Below are 19886 nucleotides of genomic sequence, written 5' to 3' on the forward strand. Positions count from 1 at the left end.
ACATTTTATATGTTCTGCTTTTCTTTGTTTTCATACATATTCAGCTATCTTTTTGAATATCGTTATACGGATTTCGAAAGGGTGGGTGAGTAACTTGTTATTATATGAAAAAGTGCATGAAGAAATAGCGAGAAGAACAACTGCACTTCAAACAATGCAACGGCAAGATGGTACGTGGCGGTTTTGTTTTGAAGGAGCTCCACTAACAGATTGTCATATGATTTTCTTATTAAAATTATTAGGTAGAGATAAAGAGATAGAACCGTTTGTAAAAAGATTAGCATCACTCCAAACAAATGAAGGAACATGGAAATTGTATGAAGATGAAGCGGGGGGGAATTTATCTGCTACAATTCAATCTTATGCTGCCTTACTTGCATCGGAAAAATATACAAAAGAAGATGCGAATATGAAGCGAGCGGAAATGTTTATAAATGAGCGCGGTGGGGTAGCGCGTGCTCATTTTATGACGAAGTTTTTATTAGCGATTCATGGAGAATATGAATATCCTTCTCTCTTTCATTTGCCAACACCAATTATGTTTCTGCAGAATGATTCCCCTCTCAGTATTTTTGAACTGAGTAGCTCAGCACGTATTCATTTAATTCCGATGATGCTTTGTTTAAATAAAAGATTTCGAGTAGGGAAAAAGTTATTGCCAAATTTAAATCACATTGCAGGCGGGGGCGGAGAATGGTTTCGGGAGGACCGGTCTCCGGTTTTTCAAACATTATTAAGTGACGTGAAGAAAATTATAACGTATCCACTTTCTTTGCATCATAAAGGATATGAGGAAGTAGAACGTTTTATGAAAGAGCGTATTGATGAAAATGGAACATTATATAGCTACGCAACTGCCTCGTTTTATATGATTTATGCTTTACTTGCATTAGGACATTCTATTCAATCACCAATTATTGAGAAGGCTATAACGGGAATCACATCTTATATATGGAAGATGGAGAGAGGGAGCCATTTGCAAAACTCTCCATCAACTATATGGGATACAGCTTTACTCAGTTATGCTTTGCAAGAAGCTCAAGTTCCGAAAGCAAGTAAAGTGATTCACAATGCATCAGCATATTTACTAAGAAAACAGCAAACGAAGAAAGTAGATTGGAGTGTACATGCACCGGATCTCTTCCCGGGGGGGTGGGGCTTTTCGGATGTGAATACGACGATTCCAGATATTGATGATACAACTGCTGCGTTAAGAGCATTGGCGCGAAGTAGAGGGAACGAAAATGTAGACAATGCTTGGAAGCGAGCTGTTAATTGGGTTAAAGGATTGCAAAATAATGATGGTGGTTGGGGGGCTTTTGAAAAAGGGGTAACGAGCCGTATATTAGCAAATTTACCAATCGAAAATGCAAGTGATATGATTACAGATCCTTCTACACCAGATATTACAGGAAGAGTGTTAGAATTTTTTGGGACGTATACGCAAAATGAATTGCCCGAGAAACAAAAACAAAGTGCGATAAATTGGTTAATGAATGTACAAGAGGAAAATGGATCGTGGTATGGGAAATGGGGAATTTGTTATATATATGGTACGTGGGCTGTTATGACAGGTTTACGGTCATTCGGAATTCCATCTAGCAATCCATCATTAAAACGAGCAGCTTTATGGCTTGAACATATACAGCATGAAGATGGTGGCTGGGGAGAATCTTGCCAAAGTAGTGTGGAAAAAAGATTTGTTACTTTGCCGTTTAGTACACCATCCCAAACAGCATGGGCGTTAGATGCCCTCATTTCTTACTATGATAAAGAAACGCCAGTTATTCGAAAAGGTATTTCATATTTGCTCTCCAACTCTTATATAAATGAAAAATATCCTACTGGAACAGGTTTACCAGGTGGGTTTTATATTCGTTATCATAGTTATGCTCATATATATCCGTTGCTTACTTTGGCTCATTATGCAAAAAAATATAAAAAATAAACCGAGAGATGTCTCTCGGTTTATTTTGTTGGGTAGTAGGTCCCTTTTGAAAAGAATAAGGTTGTGATGTACCTTATTTTTCGGTTGATTGGCGCTTTTGACGTGCATCAGCGGCATTTGCACGTGCGTTTGCTTCTAAGTCATTGTGGTCAGCGAGTTCGCGAGAGAACTCAACATCAATGCCATCAGTAGCTTTGTTTTGTTTGAAATTTTTTTTGTTCATTCGACACAATCTCCTTGCACTTTATCCCGCTTTAATGGGCAGTAAGACCTCACCTCAAAATTCAGCGAAAGTAAAGAAGTTAGGTGGGGGTCGGGCTGCCCATAAAAGTCCGATTGGTGAGGGCTAATAATCAGTGGGGGATGAAGAAAACCCCCACTGATTAAAGTTTCACTTTATGCGACGTTGCAAAGTTAGTTTGACACAAATAGACTTTTTTATACAAAGAGGAATTGGAAAGTAAAAAGCCGAAATATACAGTATAAGTAATAGAAATGGGGGATAGGGATGGAGTTTTTAAACGGGAAAACAGCTGTTGTAACAGGAGCTGCACAGGGAATTGGAAAAGAGATTGCAAGGGTTTATGCAAAACTAGGGGCGAAAGTATTAATTAGCGATGTAAATGAAGAGAATCTACAAAAAACGACACGTGAGTTATCAGATGAAGGATATGAAGTGTGCTCATATCGATGTGATGTAAGTAATCAAAATGAAGCGAAGTCGTTAATTGAATATGCGGTTCAAAAATTTGGTACATTACATATTTTGGTGAATAATGCTGGAATTACAAGAGACGCAATGTTACATAAAATGGAGAAGTCTGCTTGGGAACAAGTGTTACAAGTAAACTTAACTGGAGTTTTTTATTGTATGCAACCAGCGCTTCTTTACATGAGACAACAAGGGTATGGGCGCATTATTAATATATCTTCAATTAGTAGAGAAGGAAACATAGGGCAAGCAAATTATGCGGCTACAAAGGCAGGAGTTGTAGGTTTAACGAAAACGGCAGCGAAAGAAGTTGGAAGTTTCGGTATTACTTGTAACGCGATTTGTCCGGGGTTTATGGATACAGATATGACAAAAACGATACCAGATAAAGTGAAAGAAAAGATGGTTGGCGCTATTCCAGTTGGTAGAATTGGAACGCCAGAAGATATTGCGAACGCAGCAGCCTTTTTAGCATCAGAATACGCATCCTATATTACAGGTGAAGTATTAAATGTGAGCGGAGGACTGCAAGTTTAAAGGAATACATAATGAAAAGAACCTGACCAGGTAGGTCAGGTTCTTTCTCATTAATTTAAGTTAAGCCAAACGCTCTTCACTTCTGTATAGTTATTTAATGCGTAAGATCCCATTTCACGGCCGAGGCCAGATTGTTTAAATCCTCCAAATGGAGATGCTGCATCAAAGACGTTATAACAGTTTACCCATACTGTACCTGCACGTACTTTACTTGCAACATAGTGTGCAGTTTTAACATTTTCTGTCCACACACCAGCAGCTAAACCAAATTGCGATTTATTTGCACGTTCAATTACTTCATCAATATCGTTAAACGGTATTGATGAAATAACTGGACCGAAAATTTCTTCTTTTGCGATCGTCATTTCATCATTTACGTTAGCGAATACTGTAGGAGAAACGAAGTAGCCTTGATCGAATGGATTACTTCCTCCGCAAAGTACTTCAGCGCCTTCTTCAATCCCTTTTTCAATGTAGCCCATTACACGTTTTTGTTGTTCTTCGGAAACGAGAGGACCAATTGTTGTTTCAGGGTTAAGACCGACACCTTGATTTAGTTTTTTAGAATAGAGGACGAGATCAGCCATGACATTATCATACATTTTCTTCGGAACAAATAAGCGTGATCCAGCAGAGCATACTTGCCCTTGGTTAAACATAACACCAGAAAGGGCACCAGGAATCGCGCGAGATAAATCAGCATCTGGCAAGATGATATTTGGTGATTTACCGCCTAACTCAAGTGTAACGCGTTTTAATGACTCAGATGCTTGTCGCATAATTTGTTTACCGACTGGAGTAGAACCAGTAAATGCAATTTTATCAACGAGTGGATGATTAACAAGTGCTTGTCCAGCTGATTCACCGAATCCAGGAACAATATTAATAACACCTTTCGGAAATCCAGCTTCTTCAATTAATTCAGCTAAGTATAGAGCTGATAGTGGAGTTTGTTCTGCAGGTTTTAAAATGATTGTACATCCTGTAGCAAGCGCTGCTCCCATTTTCCACATCGCCATAAGAAGAGGGAAGTTCCAAGGGATAATTTGACCGACGACACCAACAGCTTCATGGCGTGTATAGTTAAAGTAATTACCGGAAACAGGGATTGTTTGACCAACGATTTTCGTAGCCCAGCCAGCATAATAGCGCATATGTTCAATTGCAAGTGGTATATCTGCTGCCATTGTTTCACGGATTGGCTTTCCGTTATCTAACGTTTCGAGCTGTGCAAGCTCTTCTTTATGTTCTTCCATTAAATCAGCTAACTTGTACATGAGACGGCTTCGCTCAGCAGTGCTCATACGAGACCAAGGACCTTCGTCAAAAGCCATGCGAGCTGCGACTACAGCTTTATGAATATCTTCGCGACCAGCTTCAGAAACGACAGCAAGTGTTTCACCAGTTGCTGGGTTTGGTGTTATAAACGTTTTTCCGGAAGCGCTTTCAATGAAAGATCCATTCACATATAACTTTTTTGTACCTTGAAGAAACTTTTCTACCTTTTCATGAAGATTTACAGCTAGTTGACTCATTGTATAACCCCCTTGAAAATATAATGTAAACGCAGTACGAGACGGCGCTTATTCCGAAATCAAGGATGTGGAAACTAGATGGAAAGCCTCTAATTAAAATCATAATTAATAAATACTGAAAATTCAAATTTCATTTGTGTTACAATTGTAAAAAATATGTAATGTAACAGAATCTTCTATATGATTATAAAAAATCCTGCTTGTTTTGCTTTCTAGTAGGAAAAACTAGAAGAACAATGGTACAATAATACATCGTGAGAGGAGGGGGAAAAATGAAAGATTATCATGATGATTCACGCTTTCGAATAGCCCATAGAGAAGCGTTAATTGGTCTTGGACTTGCTATTATTAATTTTATAATATGGTACGCATTCGCTTATGGGCTTGGTAGTAAAAATCCGAGTGAATATACATATGTATTAGGTTTTCCCGCATGGTTTTTTTATAGCTGTATCGTTGGATTTATCGTTATGGTTATTTTACTTAGTTTAGTTGTTCGTTTTGTATTTCAAGATATTTCACTCGATGAGGAAGAAAAAAGTGAGGAATAATAGATGAATTGGTATGTAATCATTCCAATGATAATTTCGTTTATCGTTGTATTTTTAATTGGTGTATATGCTTCAAGACGCGTTCAAGCAACTGCTCATAATAAATTTTTACAAGAATATTTTCTTGGTGGGCGTGAGCTAGGCGGTTTATTATTAGCGATGACAATGATTGCTACGTACGGTAGTGCAAGTAGCTTTATTGGTGGTCCTGGTATTGCTTACAATATGGGGCTTGGATGGGTATTGTTATCTGCGATTCAAGTTGTAACAGGGTATATCGTTTTAACGGTTATCGGTAAAAAGTTTGCAATTATCGCTAGGAAGATGGAAGCCATTACTCTTATCGATTATTTAAAAGGGAGATACAATAATAAAGCAGTTGTTATACTTTCTGCGTTATGTATTATTATCTTTTTATTTTCAGCGACAGTAGCCCAGTGGGTCGGTGGTGGACGATTAATCGAGTCACTAACGGGTCTATCGTACACAACAGCACTATTTTTATTTACTTTTTCTGTACTTGTTTACGTATTAATTGGTGGATTTCGTGCAGTCGCTTTATCAGATACATTATTAGGAATTATTATGTTAGTTGGAACGACAATCATTTTAATTGCTACTGTCATTGCTGGTGGTGGAATTGAAAAGATTATGCAGGAACTTGTTCAAATCAATCCAAATTTAATTACACCATTCGGAGCAGATGGCAGTTTAACGAAGTCATATGTGACATCATTTTGGATTTTAATTGGAATTGGTGTTGTAGGTTTACCACAAATTAGCGTGCGTGCCATGTCTTATAAAAATTCAAAAGCTATGCACCAAGCTTTAATAATTGGAACAGTTGTCGTTGGTACAATTATGATCGGTATGCATTTAACAGGTGTATTTGCAAGAGTAGTACTTCCAGGTATAACGGTACCAGATAAAGTAATGCCGCTACTTGCGATGGAAGTGTTGCCACCTTGGTTAGCTGGAGTTTTCTTAGCTGCACCAATGGCAGCGATTATGTCTACAGTAAACTCGTTATTATTACTTGTAAGCTCGTCAATTATTAAAGATATATACGTAAATTACATAAATAAAGATGCAGCAGACAGTACGATAAAAAAAGGAAGTTTGTGGATTACTGGTATTGTAGGACTACTCGTTTATGCAGCGGCCATTAAACCACCAGATTTTTTAATATGGCTAAATTTATTTTCTTTCGGTGGATTAGAAGCAGCATTCATTTGGCCAATCGTATTAGGGTTATATTGGAGGAAAGGAAATGCAACAGGAGCGCTTGCTTCCATTTTCGTTGGAGTAGGTTCATATATGTGTATTCACCTTTTCTATCCAAATCCGTTTGGTATACATACAGTTGTCTTTCCGATTTGTTTTGCGTTTATCGCTTACATTATTGGAAGTATGAGTGCTGTAAAAAAAACTGTATAGGTTAGCTGGAGAACGTAGTCCTTATAGGACTGCGTTTTTTCGTATGAAATTGTTCTTTTTTATTCTGTATGCCGATTGTTATTCATAAATTAATAACAATTGAGGGGATGGAGTTGAGGTCGATGAAAAAAGTATTATTTTTAGGAGACCCAGGAATTGATGACTCTTTAGCAATTATGTATGGATTGTTGCATCCTGATATTGATATTGTTGGTGTGGTTACAGGATATGGAAATGTAACGCAAGAAAAGGCGACAAGTAATGCGGCATATTTATTACAGTTAGCAGGTAGGGAAGATATACCAGTTATTAATGGTGCGAAAATTCCTTTATCTGGAGATATTACAACGTATTATCCAGAAATTCATGGGGCGGAAGGTTTAGGACCAATTCGACCACCGAAAAATCTTTCTCCAAATATAAAGCCTTTTTGTGAGTTTTTTGACATTCTTGAAAAATATAAAGGAGAATTAATTATAGTTGATGCTGGGAGGTCAACGACACTTGCGACAGCATTTATTTTAGAAAAGCCAATGATGAAGTATGTGAAAGAATATTATATAATGGGCGGTGCTTTCTTAATGCCTGGCAATGTTACACCAGTCGCAGAGGCGAATTTTCATAGTGATCCGATTGCGTCGCAATTAGTTATGCAAAATGCCAAGAATGTGACACTGGTGCCGCTCAATGTTACATCTGAAGCTATTATTACGCCAGAGATGGTAAAGTATATTACGAAACATTCTAAAACAAGTTTTAATAAATTAATTGAACCGATTTTTACGTATTATTATAAAGCTTATAGAAAATTAAATCCGAAAATAAAAGGAAGTCCAGTACATGACGTCGTTACAATGATGGTTGCCGCAAATCCTTCAATATTGGATTATGTGTATCGCCGTGTAGATGTAGATACAGTGGGAATAGCAAAAGGAGAAAGTATTGCAGATTTCCGTCCTCAACCTGATGCAAAAGCCTTAAAAAACTGGGTGCGAATTGGTTGGTCATTACATTATAAAAAATTCCTTGAGGATTTTGTGAAAATCATGACGTAGACATAATAGGAGTATACAAGTTAAAATAATGGAGATGGTTATTTGAATAACCATCTCCATTATTTTGTTTTTTAAAGATAGAGAGAAGAGTTACACAATAGGAGAGGAATTTTACTTGAAAAAAACTATAGTATGCGCAGTGATTGTGGGTATTTTCGTTTTGCTAATATCGGGTAACTTTTTAGTGAAAAAAGTGTGGAGTTCAAATAATGATGATGCACAGTATATTGCATCTTTTATTGAAGAACATAAAGATGAAAAAAATAGTGCACTTCTAGTAAAGAGAAATGATAAAGTTGTTTATTCTGTAAATCCAAATGTTGTATTACCAGTTGCTAGTACGATGAAATTGATTATAGCGCTTGAATATACGAAACAAGTTACGGAAGGGAAAATTGATTCTTCTAGTTTCGTTTCCATTAATGATGTGAATCGGTATTATGTACCGAATACAGATGGTGGTGCGCAAGATAGATGGCAAAGGTACTTGGAAAAGAAAGGAAAGATAACTGAAGGAGCGGTTTCTTTAGAAGAAGTAGCAAAAGGAATGGTTAAGTTTAGTTCAAATGCAAATGCTGAGTACTTAATGGAAGTGTTAGGATTAGATAATATTAATCGGAATTTACAAAGTTTATCACTTCCTGCACATCAACCACTATTTCCAATCGTTTCATCTTTGTATATCCCGGGATATTTGCATAAAGAATTACATGTTCCAAAATATAAAATAGAGAAAAAGTTAAAAGAAATGTCTCAAGAGCAATATCGTGAATATGCGATGATTATTCATGAACGCTTAAAGAAGAAGGGACCATTATTACAGAAGGAAATTCCGCTTTATTTAGAGGAACGTTACGACAAAATTTGGTCAGATAGATTACCAGCAGCTTCTGCAAATGATTATATGGTATTACTTCAAAAGGCAAACCATAAAGGTGGCTTGACAGAAGCTGAAGAAAAAGTGTGGGCAAATATCGTTGAAACAGACATGAGTGCCAAGAAATACCGTAAAACATTTAGACATGCTGGGCAAAAAAATGGTTATACGCCATGGACAGTTACAAAAGCAGTTTATGCAATGGATAAACGCGGGAACTGTACAGAAATAGTGTTCTTAGCAAATAATTTAAATGAAGATGACAGCGCAGAAATACGGAAACATTTAGCAAACTTACATTTTCAAGTGTTGCAAAGTGATAAGTATGATGCGACTTTTATTAAATAAACTCGGTGCAGAGAGCACCGAGTTTATTTTTGTGTACAAGCACTTTTTTCCTATCTCTGGGTATGATGGGTAGTAATACTTAGGTGAAAGGGGAAAAGGTGATGAAACAAAGTAAAGAAGAGTTTATAAAGAGCGAAGGCGCTGATTTCCCTGGGAAAACATACGTGAATTGCGTATTACAACATGTATTTGAGTTTCAACGAAATTACTTATTGAAAGACATGTTTCAAGTGCATAAAGCGCATATTACAATGCTGACGGAAGAAAATTTAATGAAAAAGGAAGAAGCTAAAGTTATATTAAACGCACTAAAAAAGATAGAGGGAATTCCAAAAGATCAATTGCTCTATACAGAGCAGCATGAAGATCTCTTTTTTTTAGTGGAACATTTAATTTTTCAAGAAGCGAAATGCGATTTTGTAAGTAATATGCATATTGGTAGAAGTAGAAATGATATGGGTGTAACGATGTATCGCATGAGTTTAAGGCGATACGTACTACAATTAATGGAACATCATTTGTTATTGCAAGAAAGTATGCTGCAACTTGCCGATGATCATAAGGAAACGATTATGACAGCTTATACACATACACAACCAGCGCAGCCAACAACATTTGGTCATTATACGTTAGCGATTTATGATACGATGCAGAGAGACTTAGAAAGAATAAAACGAACGTACACACTTTTAAATCAATCGCCAATGGGAGCAGCTGCTCTTTCTACAACAAGTTTCCCAATTAAACGAGAGCGAGTTGCTGATTTACTTGGATTTACTAATGTAATTGAGAACTCATATGATGCTGTCGCTGGAGCTGATTATTTATTAGAGGTTAGCTCGTTACTTACGGTAATGATGACGAATACGAGTAGATGGATTCATGATTTCTTACTATTAGCGACGAAAGAATATGATGGTATTACTGTTGCAAGGCCATATGTACAAATTAGTAGTATTATGCCACAAAAACGAAATCCAGTTTCAATTGAACATGCCCGTGCAATTACGAGTAGTGCTTTTGGAGAAGCATTTACAGTATTTCAAATGATTCATAATACACCATTTGGTGATATTGTCGATACGGAAGATGACTTGCAGCCGTATTTATATAAAGGAATTGAAAAGGCTATTCGTGTATTTTGCATTTTGAATGCAGTCATTCGAACGATGAAAGTAGAAGAAGAAACGTTGAAAAGTCGTTCCTATAAACATGCAATTACGATAACGGATTTCGCAGATGTTTTAACAAAAAACTATGACATTCCATTTCGGCATGCTCATCATGTAGCAAGTGTTATTGCGAATATGTCATTGGAACAGAAAAAGGAGCTACATGAATTATGTTTCAAAGATGTGAATATATACTTACAAGAAAAATTTAAAATACAATTATTAGAAAAAGAGTGGGAAGAAATTATATCGCCAGAAGCATTTATTCAAAAAAGAAAGGTGTACGGTGGACCGAGTAAAAAAGAAATGGAGCGCATGATTAAAAGTCGAAAAGAGTCATTTTGGAAAGAAGAAGAGGTATTTGAAAAGGAAAAACAGAGAGTTTTACAAGTGGAAAATGATTTAAATATATTAGTTTCGAATATTATTGAATCGTAAAAGAAGGATTTAATGAATTAATCGCCAATACTTAATGAAACTATAAATAGAGAGAAGAGATTGTCGATGATTCAATTACGTGTATATGAAGAGATTGTTAATTTTAAAGAAGCGGTTACACCATTTTTAGAAAAAAATGAACAGGAAAATAATCTCATATTAGGTGTATTACAAATGGTACAACAACCGATATTTATGGGGGTAGTAAAACAAGAGGAAGAAATTACAATTGTATTTCTTCAAACAGAAGAAAAGAAACAAATTATTGTTGCTACGTCTGAAATGGTGGAAGAGGCCATCGTGGAACTTGCAAAAAAATTAGCGGAAGTATATCCGAATGTTCCTGGATTAATTGGTAATAAGAAAATTGTACAGAGATTAGCGGAAGAGATTGCCGTGTTAGAAAATAAGAAAACTACTATTGCAATGGAGCAAGGTATATATGAATTAAAACAAGTGAAGAAAAAGTGGAACGGAGATGGAGTCTTTAAAGAAGTAAGTAGTGATGAGCTACCAGTAATAGAACAGTGGATATACCAATTTTGCGAAGAAGTGAATCTTCCTACTACAAAAGAAGAAGCGGAACAAACCGCACATATATTAATTACTAATCGTCGTCTATTTGGTTTAGAAATAGACGGAAAACTTGTTTCTGTAGCTGCAAAAACACGCCCAACTAAAAATAATATAACAGTTAATTTCGTGTATACGCCGAAAGAAGCAAGGGAAAAGGGATACGCATCTAATTGTGTAGCGGCACTTAGTCAACGTATGTTAGATGAAGGATACAAGACAACTACGTTATATACTGATCTAGCGAATCCGACATCGAATAAAATTTACCAAGAAATTGGTTATGAACAAATTGCGGAGTCTATGCTTATATTTTTAGAGAAGTAGAACAAAAAGGCATGCTAATTTAGCACGCCTTTTTGTTATTCATCAATTCTAATAACCTCGCCTTGAGGGAAGTCTTCAGTTTCTAGTAAGTTACGAATAGCTTTTGCTACATATTCAGGTGATAATAGTTTTCCTTCTTCTTTTAATGTGATGAAGCGGTCTAAATTTGTGAAGTCTTCTTTATTTGTTTCACGAATTTGTGCTTGCATATTTGTATCAACAACACCAGGTGCAAAAGCGACGATTTTTACTGGGTATTCTTTTTCCCCTTCTTCAGTCGCTACGCACTGTGTAAACATATTTACACCTGCTTTCGTTGTACAATAAGCGCCCCATCCGAAATAAGGATTTTTTCCTGCGCCAGATGAAATATTTATAACGCGTTTATCTACTTTCCATTCTTTTGTATGTTTCATGAAAGTAGATGTAAGAATCATAGGTGCAAGTAAATTAATGTGAACGTTCGTAATGAATTGTTCGCTTTCTGCTTTTTCAATTGGTTTCATAGGTGCGAGTGTACCAGCGTTATTAATTAAATGAATAGATGATACAGTGTCTTCTTGAATAGATGAAATGATTTTGTTAAAGTTCGTTTCTAAATTATGTACATCTTGAAGATCTAAGGAGTGGAAAACACAATTGCTATTATATTGCTGTGCAAGTTTCGTAAGTTCTTTATTTTCTCTTCTAGAAATAGAGATAATACTCGTGTTTTCTTCTAACAATTGCGCGGCGATAGCCTCACCTAAACCTTGTGAAGTTCCTGTTATAATAACATAGCGCATAGTGTAGTAAGCTCCTCTCATACGTGCGGAATTTTGTTGGACAAAGTACATTGCATAGTTTGTCTACATTTTATAGTATAGAGCACTTTTTACTATAAATGAAATGAGATGATTACGTGCCTTTTTTGAATCGCTTTACGACAACAGTAACTGGTGCCGTCACGTTCACTGGGAACACGTTAGGACTTAGTCCCACATCGCCTGCACCAGGTAATATTTTTGGTACACTTGCTGTTTTTACAACGGTAAATACAGCGCTGCAAGTACCAGGGTTCCCAGCAGGTACAACGGATGACTGGCGATTGAATTCTTCAAGTGCAATTTTAAATCTTCCGGCAGGGAGTAGTATTTTGTATGCAGAGTTAGTTTGGGCAGGAACTTTCCGGACTGATACGGAAGATGTTTTACCATTTTTAAATGATAATATTACATTTACAACACCAGCAGGAACATTTTCTGTTACGCCAGATCCTGCTACCGCGCAGCAAGGCTCAGTAGGCAATCAGTTTTATTATGCTCGCTCTGCTAATGTAACGAATCTTGTTAGTGCGGGTGGGGCAGGAACTTATACGACAGGGGCCGTCCCAGCTACAAGAACTTCGGCTGATCCGACAATCAGTCGTTCAGCTGGATGGACGCTTGAGGTAGTGTATCAAAATGCAAGTTTACCACTTCGGAATTTGTCGGTATATGCAGGTCAAGAAATTATCGATGCTTCATCACCACCAGTTGATACTATCATTTCAGGATTTGCTACTCCGGGAACAGGAGCAGTTACAGGAAGAGTGCTCGTAACTGCTCAAGAAGGTGATTCCAACATTGTTGGAGATCAACTTCGCTTCGGCCCGAATGCAAATGCTACAATTGCATTATTCGGCCCGAGAAACCCTGCTAATAATTTCTTTCAGTCACAAATTTGTAACGACATTGGAGAGTTAGATACAACTGGAACGTTTGGAGAGTTGAATCAGCCGTTAGGGATAGCTTTGGCTGTCCGAAGACAAGGATGGGATATTACAAATGTAAATGCCACTTCATCATTAGTAAATAATCAAACGTCAGCAACAGTTCGATTCGTTACAAATGGAGATGGATACGCTGCAGCTGGTTTTGGTGTTCAAATTGATGCGACGGGTCCAATTATTAATCCTGTTAAATCAGTTGATAAAACAGTTGCAGGAGTTGGAGATATTCTCACCTATACAATTACTGTTCCGAATACAGGGACAGGAAGTGCAGATAACGTTGTATTACAAGACAGTATTCCAAACGGAACGACGTTTATAACTGGTAGTGTGACGGTAGGGGGAGTAGCGCAACCGAGCGCGAACCCAGCTAGTGGAATTAATTTAGGAACGATACCTAATAATGCGCAGAGAATTGTAACATTTCAGGTAAGGATCACGTCATTTCCAAATCCAAATCCAATTCCAAATCGTGCGGTGGTATCTTATCAATTCCGTCCTTTCGTAGGAAGCCCACTCGTTACAAGTACAGCTTCTTCAAATACAGTACAGACGATAATTAATCGTGCGAATGTAAGCTTACAAAAGTCTGTAGATTTGCAAACAGCAACAATTAATGACATATTAACGTATACAGTTAATGTGACGAATAATGGAAACATCACTGCGAACAATGTTATTTTTGTTGATAATATCCCTGCTGGAACAACATTTGTTCCAAATAGTGTTACGGTAAATGGAGTAGCGCGTCCAGGAGCAAATCCAGCAAGTAGTATTAATCTTGGGAGTATTAATGCCTCGCAAACGACTGTAGTCCGCTTTCAAGTTCGAGTAACATCTAATCCTCTTGTAAATCCAATTCCAAATCGTGCAAGTGCAACATTTATCTATACCCCAGTGCCTGGTCAAACACCAATTTCAGGTCAAGCGACAAGTAATACTGTATTTACTACAATTAATGTAGCTGATATAAGAACGCGAAAAACAGTAGATCGAGCTTTTGCAACTGTAAATGACGTTCTTACGTACACCGTTACAATTGAGAATACAGGAAATGTACTTGCGACGAATGTTGTTTTTCAAGATCCAATCCCAACTGGAACGACTTTTATCGTAAATAGTGTAACTATAGATGGGATTTCACAACCTGGAGCAAATCCGGCAACTGGGTTTACGATAGCAAATATTTCTCCAGGCGGAAGTAGGACGGTTACATTTCAAGTACGGGTTACATCTACGCCATCCGGAGGCACGATTGCGAATCGCGGAAATGTATCTGCTAATTTCGTTGTTATTCCGAATCAACCACCAGTGACGATTAATAGACAAACGAATACAGTTGTGACACAAGTTAATACAGGTGGTTTAAATGTAATAAAAGAAGTGAATACGACACAAGCGGCAGTAGGTGATACTTTAACATATACGATTGCCGTCCAAAATACAGGAAACGTTCCGTTAACAAACGTGTTTTTCCAAGACACTATTTCTCCCGCTGTCTCATTTGTTGCAAATTCTGTAACAATTAATGGCGTACCACAAAGTGGATTGAATCCAAATACAGGATTTTCTCTTCCGAATATTCCTGCGGCTCAAACAGTTGTAGTCACATTTGACGTATTAATTGTACAGGATCCAGAAAATGAAGATATTTTAAATCAAGCAAATGTAACAGCAAGTTTTCAAGTGGATCCGAGTGAACCACCCGTAACAATCAATGTTCCGAGTAACATTGTGAATACAACAGTACAATCAGGGAACTTTGAAGTTGTGAAATCAGTGAATACGGATGTTGCAACGGTAGGGGATGTTTTAGTATATACAATCGAAATCATAAACGCAGGTAGTGTACCAGCAACAAATGTATTTTTCCAAGATTCAATTCCACAAGGTACATTATTTATTGAAAACAGTGTCTTTGTGAATGGGGTCTTACAAGAAGGGGCAGATCCAGAATTCGGATTCCCATTAAATAATTTGCCTACTGGTGCGAGTGTAATTGTTACGTTTGAAGTATTAATTGATGACATTCCCCAAGGAAATAATGTCCTAAATAATGCGAATGTAACTGGAGATTTTCTTGTAAATCCCACAGAACCACCAATTACTGTAACGGTACCAAGTAATACTGTTATGACAGTCGTGAATTCTTCAGGGTTAAATGTGAGAAAGAGTGTAAGCGCTACTGAAGCAGGAATAGGAGATACGTTAACATATACAGTTCGTATACAAAATAGTGGAACGGTAGCAGCGACAAATGTATCATTTCTTGATCCAATTCCAGTTGGAACAACGTTTGTAACAAATAGTGTAACAATAAACGGAACATCTCAACCAGGTTTAAACCCAACAACTGGATTTCCACTTGCCAATATTCCAGTAGGAGGGATGGTAACAGTTGCTTTTCAAGTGACAATCACGAGTGTACCACCAAATAGAGTTCTTCCGAATAATGCGAATGTAACTGCGGATTTCCAAGTAAGCCCTCTCCAGCCGCCAATTACAATTGTAACGATTAGTAATATTGTTGTGACGCGAGTGAATGTAGGATCACTTAATGTAATGAAGAGTGTAAATACATCGCAAGCAGGAGTAGGAGATACGTTAACGTATACGATTCTTATTCAAAATACAGGAACTGTTCCTGCAACGAATATTATTTTTCAAGATCCAATTCCGTCTGGTACTGCCTTTGTAGCAAATAGTGTGACGATAAACGGAGTCGTGCAGCAAGGTGCGGATCCTATGGCAGGTTTCCCAGTACCAAATATTCCGGTCGGGCAAACATCTACGATTACGTTTCAAGTTACAGTGACGAGTGTTCCGAACGGTGGAAATATAAGAAACCAATCGAACGTTACTGCAAGTTTTCTTATAAATCCAGCAAACCCTCCAATAACGACTGTAACAAATAGTAATTTTGTAGTGACGCAAGTAAACACAGCACAGCTAAATATACAAAAATCTTCATCTGTACAACAAGCAGCACTTGGAGAAACTTACACGTATTCTGTAGTCATTCGAAATAACGGCACAGTAACAGCAACGAATGTTTCTTTTATTGATCCAATTGCTTTAGAAACAACATTTGTAGCAAATAGCGTAACGATAAATGGAACGCCTCAACCTGGATTTGATCCAAATATTGGTTTCCCGCTTCCTAATATTGCAGCTGGAACATCATTGACAGTAACGTTCCAAGTTACGGTAGTTGCACCGTCTACACGTGGAGCAGTATTAAATACAGCATCTGCTACAGCCACTTTCTTATTGAATCCTTTACAACCACCTGTAACAACAACGAATTCAAGTAATACAACGGTAGTTACAATACCGTTACCTCCTCCTGGTGAAGTAACAGCAACAAAAACAGTTGATGTTGCAACTGGGGCTGTCGGGGATGTATTAACGTATACAGTGCTAATAACGAATGTAGGAATTATCCCTGTTACAGATGTACTCTTCCAAGATGTCATTCCAGAAGGGACGACGTTTGTTGACAATAGTGTAACGATAGGTGGAGTGCAGCAACCAGGATTAAATCCAGAAATAGGATTTACAGTTACTCCATTATTAATCGCTGGTGGAAGTATTGAGGTCACATTCCAAGTGACGATTACAGAAATTCCAGATAATGAAGTCATATTAAATGATGCAGATGTTACATTTACTTCACAACCAAATCCGCAGGAACCACCGATTACGGAAACGATATTAACAAATTTAGTCGTTACGACAATTAATATAGCGTTTATTTTTCCATTGAAACTAGTAGATAAAGAAGTAGCGACGGTAGGAGAAATATTAACGTATGATGTATTGATTTTTAATTTCGGAACAGTGCCAGCGACGAATGTTCAATTTATCGATACTACTTCCGCGGGTGTAGCATTTGTACCAGGAAGTGTGAGCATAAACGGGGTACCAGCACCAGGATTAGATCCTTTCATTGGTTTTACAGTTCCAGATATACCTGTCGATGATTTTGTACTTGTCACATATCAGGAAGTGGTTACAAGCATACCAGAAGGTGGAACGATTGTTAATTTTGTAGACGTTACAGCTACATTTGCTGTAAGTGAAACAGAACCGCCTATTACGGAAACAACGACAAGTAATACGACATTAACAGAAATCAATGAATCTGGTTTGAATGTTTTAAAATCAGTAAGTCAGCCGGTTGTTGCAGTAGGCGATACAATCACATATACAACAGTCGTTCAAAATACAGGAACAGTGGTAGCGACGAATGTTCAATATAGCGATGTATTACCGGCCTCTATCACATTTGTACCAGATAGTGTAACGATAGACGGTGTGTTACAACCTGGGTTCAATCCGAACAATGGATTCCCGCTTCCAGATATAAATCCAGGTGAAAGTGTAGAAGTCACATTCCAAGTAACTGTTGTTAGTGTGCCAACAAACGGAACAATTGCCAATACGGCAAATGTAACAGGAAGTTTTGTATTAGTACCAGGAGAACCACCAGTTATAGTAACAGAGCCGAGCAATACAACACTTACTACTGTAAATAGAGGACAATTTAATGTTATAAAACAAGTAAATAGGGCTGCTACTCTCGTTGGAGATGTATTAACGTATACGGTTCAAATAACGAATACAGGAACAGTAACAGCTAATGATGTTCAGTTTATTGATACTATTTCAGCAGGAGCGTCATTTGTACCAAATAGTGTAACGATAAATGGAGCCCTGCAACCAAACTTAAATCCAATTACTGGATTTGGAGTTGGAGATATACCAGTTGGTGAAACGGTTATCGTGACGTTTCAAGCGATAGTTACAAACATCCCGTCATCAGGAACAATTACGAACGTTGCAAATATAACAGGAAGCTTTACTTTAGTACCAGGAGAGTCACCGGTTGTAGTAACAGAGCCGAGTAATACGACGATAACAAGAATAAATAGAGGGCGTTTTAGCGTTATAAAATCTGTAAATAAAGAAGCAACACGTTTAGGAGATACGTTAACGTATAGTGTGCAAGTTACAAATACGGGAACGGTAACAGCAACGAATGTTCAGTTTATTGATGTCCCATCACCTAGTTTAGAATTCGTTCCTGGAAGTGTACAAATAAATGGGATTCCGCAAGTAGGTTTAAATCCATTTGTAGGCTTTTCATTACCGGATCTTGCAGTAGGGGATAGCGTATTAATTACATTTGAAGTAAATGTAATCGCAGTTCCGCCGTCTAGTAGCATTATGAATACAGCAAGAGTAACGGGTGATTTCGAATTGATTCCAGGAGAACCTCCGTCTACAATTACAAATTCAAGTAATACGACGGTTACGCCGATAAATAGAGGCAGCTTAGAAATGCTAAAAGAAGTAGACCATTCAGTTGTTGGCGTAGGAGAAACGGTAACGTATACTGTTCGTATATTAAATACTGGTACTGCTGATGCAATGAATGTTCAATTTATCGATGTACTATCTCAGGAAGCTGATTTCGTACCAAATAGTGTAACGATAAATGGGGTTCCACAACCGGGGTTAAATCCGCAGATTGGATTTACGATACCAGATATTCCAGTTGGTGAGACGGCACTTGTAACATATGAAGCTACGATTACAAGTTTTCCGGATGGTGGAACAGTAGTAAATGTTGCTGGAGCGTTAGCAGAATATATTTTAGTACCAGGAGAGCCGCCAGTTACATTGATGGACACGAGCAATACAGTTATTGTAACGGTAAATACTGCAATCTTATTTGTTGCAAAAGGAGCAAACTTTGAAGTAGCGATGGTAGGGGATGTTGTCACTTACGGAATTGCCGTTATAAATGATAGTACAGTTCCTGTGACCAATATTGTGTTAACAGATATCATTGATCCGAATACGCTATTTATAAATGGCACGGTAACGGTAAATGATGTACCTTTTCCATTCGCTAACCCGAATACTGGTATTCCGTTAGGTGATTTTCAGCCAAATGATGCAGCAATTATTAATTTCCAAGTTGTCATAACAGGAGAACAAATAAATAATTTAGTTACAAATACTGCTACAGCGAATGGGCTCGCAACTGTAAATCCGAATGAGCCGCCAGTAGTAGTTGAAGGTGATAGTAATACAGTTGTTATCCCGTTTATTCCTCAAAATGTCTCAACGACAGTCGTAAAAACGGCAGACCATCAAACAGCAACGATTGGAGATGTTATTACGTTTACGACAGTTATTACAAATACGGGGGATACAGCAATACAAAATATTCGTTTTCAAGATATGTTAGATAGTAGTGTTCGATTTGTCCTTGGAAGTGTAACTGTTGATAATACGCCAGTGTCAAATGTAAATCCAGTATCAGGATTTCTTATAGGAAGTTTAAATCCGGGTGAGGCACAGACAGTTTCGTTCCAAGTAGTAGTGGAGAGAGCACCAAGCGGTTCAGGGAATTATATAAACCAAGCGAGTATTCGTTTCGAACATCAAGTAGGCACAGTATTGCCACCTGTTACACAAATGGTAGAAAGTAACATAGTTGTCATTCCATTTGTTCCAACGATAGAACAAATTTGTGAAACGAATCTTAATTGCTTAGGGAAAATTCCTTTTCAATGTTCTCCGTGTAATCATTTGCAAATAAATAAAAAATAAAT

The 19886-nt window shown here is 37.4% G+C and carries 12 protein-coding genes; 9 read left to right on the plus strand and 3 right to left on the minus strand.

What is annotated here, in order from left to right:
* Positions 1-94: 94 nt before the first annotated feature.
* Positions 95-1948: a terpene cyclase/mutase family protein gene (locus ACTFRH_RS11220; protein ID WP_000928148.1), complete on the plus strand. Its 1854-nt coding sequence runs from the start codon at positions 95-97 to the stop codon at positions 1946-1948.
* A 73-nt stretch (positions 1949-2021) separates the two neighbouring features.
* Here ACTFRH_RS11220 and ACTFRH_RS11225 read toward each other — a convergent pair whose 3' ends face one another.
* A complete protein-coding gene (locus tag ACTFRH_RS11225; protein WP_001035808.1) occupies positions 2022-2171 on the minus strand; it encodes a YfhD family protein in 150 nt (49 codons plus the stop codon).
* Positions 2172-2456: 285 nt separating this feature from the next.
* On the opposite strand from ACTFRH_RS11225, the gene fabG reads away from it, so the two are divergent.
* The gene (gene fabG / locus ACTFRH_RS11230; protein WP_000395038.1) at positions 2457-3197 is read left to right on the plus strand and encodes a 3-oxoacyl-ACP reductase FabG; all 741 of its coding nucleotides are present in this window, start codon (positions 2457-2459) and stop codon (positions 3195-3197) included.
* 50 nt (positions 3198-3247) lie between these two features.
* On the opposite strand, the gene dhaS is transcribed toward fabG, so the two are convergent.
* Positions 3248-4732 carry an aldehyde dehydrogenase DhaS gene (gene dhaS, locus ACTFRH_RS11235; RefSeq protein WP_000080270.1) on the minus strand — a complete coding sequence of 495 codons (1485 nt, stop codon included), beginning with the start codon at positions 4730-4732 and terminating at the stop codon, positions 3248-3250.
* A 272-nt stretch (positions 4733-5004) separates the two neighbouring features.
* On the opposite strand from dhaS, the gene ACTFRH_RS11240 reads away from it, so the two are divergent.
* The 6 genes from ACTFRH_RS11240 (at position 5005) to ACTFRH_RS11265 (ending at position 11510) form a co-directional block, all read left to right on the plus strand.
* Positions 5005-5283 carry a YhdT family protein gene (locus tag ACTFRH_RS11240; protein ID WP_000656247.1) on the plus strand — a complete coding sequence of 93 codons (279 nt, stop codon included), beginning with the start codon at positions 5005-5007 and terminating at the stop codon, positions 5281-5283.
* A gap of 3 nt (positions 5284-5286) precedes the next feature.
* Positions 5287-6720 (plus strand): sodium/pantothenate symporter, encoded by a 1434-nt coding sequence (gene panF / locus ACTFRH_RS11245; protein WP_001104823.1) that lies wholly within the window; start codon positions 5287-5289, stop codon positions 6718-6720.
* Positions 6721-6788: 68 nt separating this feature from the next.
* Positions 6789-7775, plus strand: coding sequence for a nucleoside hydrolase (locus tag ACTFRH_RS11250; protein WP_003302260.1), 987 nt, complete (start codon positions 6789-6791; stop codon positions 7773-7775).
* Between the two features lie 115 nt (positions 7776-7890).
* On the plus strand, positions 7891-9000 hold the full coding sequence (locus ACTFRH_RS11255) for a serine hydrolase (RefSeq protein WP_000751356.1): 1110 nt from the start codon (positions 7891-7893) through the stop codon (positions 8998-9000).
* An 83-nt stretch (positions 9001-9083) separates the two neighbouring features.
* Positions 9084-10610: an argininosuccinate lyase gene (argH, locus tag ACTFRH_RS11260; RefSeq protein WP_003302262.1), complete on the plus strand. Its 1527-nt coding sequence runs from the start codon at positions 9084-9086 to the stop codon at positions 10608-10610.
* A gap of 66 nt (positions 10611-10676) precedes the next feature.
* Positions 10677-11510: a GNAT family N-acetyltransferase gene (locus ACTFRH_RS11265; protein ID WP_000615484.1), complete on the plus strand. Its 834-nt coding sequence runs from the start codon at positions 10677-10679 to the stop codon at positions 11508-11510.
* A 35-nt stretch (positions 11511-11545) separates the two neighbouring features.
* On the opposite strand, the gene ACTFRH_RS11270 is transcribed toward ACTFRH_RS11265, so the two are convergent.
* Positions 11546-12295: a (S)-benzoin forming benzil reductase gene (locus tag ACTFRH_RS11270; protein WP_001271038.1), complete on the minus strand. Its 750-nt coding sequence runs from the start codon at positions 12293-12295 to the stop codon at positions 11546-11548.
* Positions 12296-12411: 116 nt separating this feature from the next.
* Between ACTFRH_RS11270 and ACTFRH_RS11275 the strand changes: the two genes are divergently transcribed.
* Entirely contained in the window at positions 12412-19884 is a 7473-nt protein-coding gene (locus ACTFRH_RS11275) for a DUF7507 domain-containing protein (RefSeq protein WP_001116399.1), read from the plus strand.
* The last annotated feature ends 2 nt before the right edge of the window (positions 19885-19886 follow it).

Origin of the sequence: Bacillus cereus group sp. MYBK216-1, assembly GCF_051916495.1 — a bacterium.
GTDB classification, from domain to species: Bacteria; Bacillota; Bacilli; order Bacillales; family Bacillaceae_G; genus Bacillus_A; species Bacillus_A thuringiensis_K.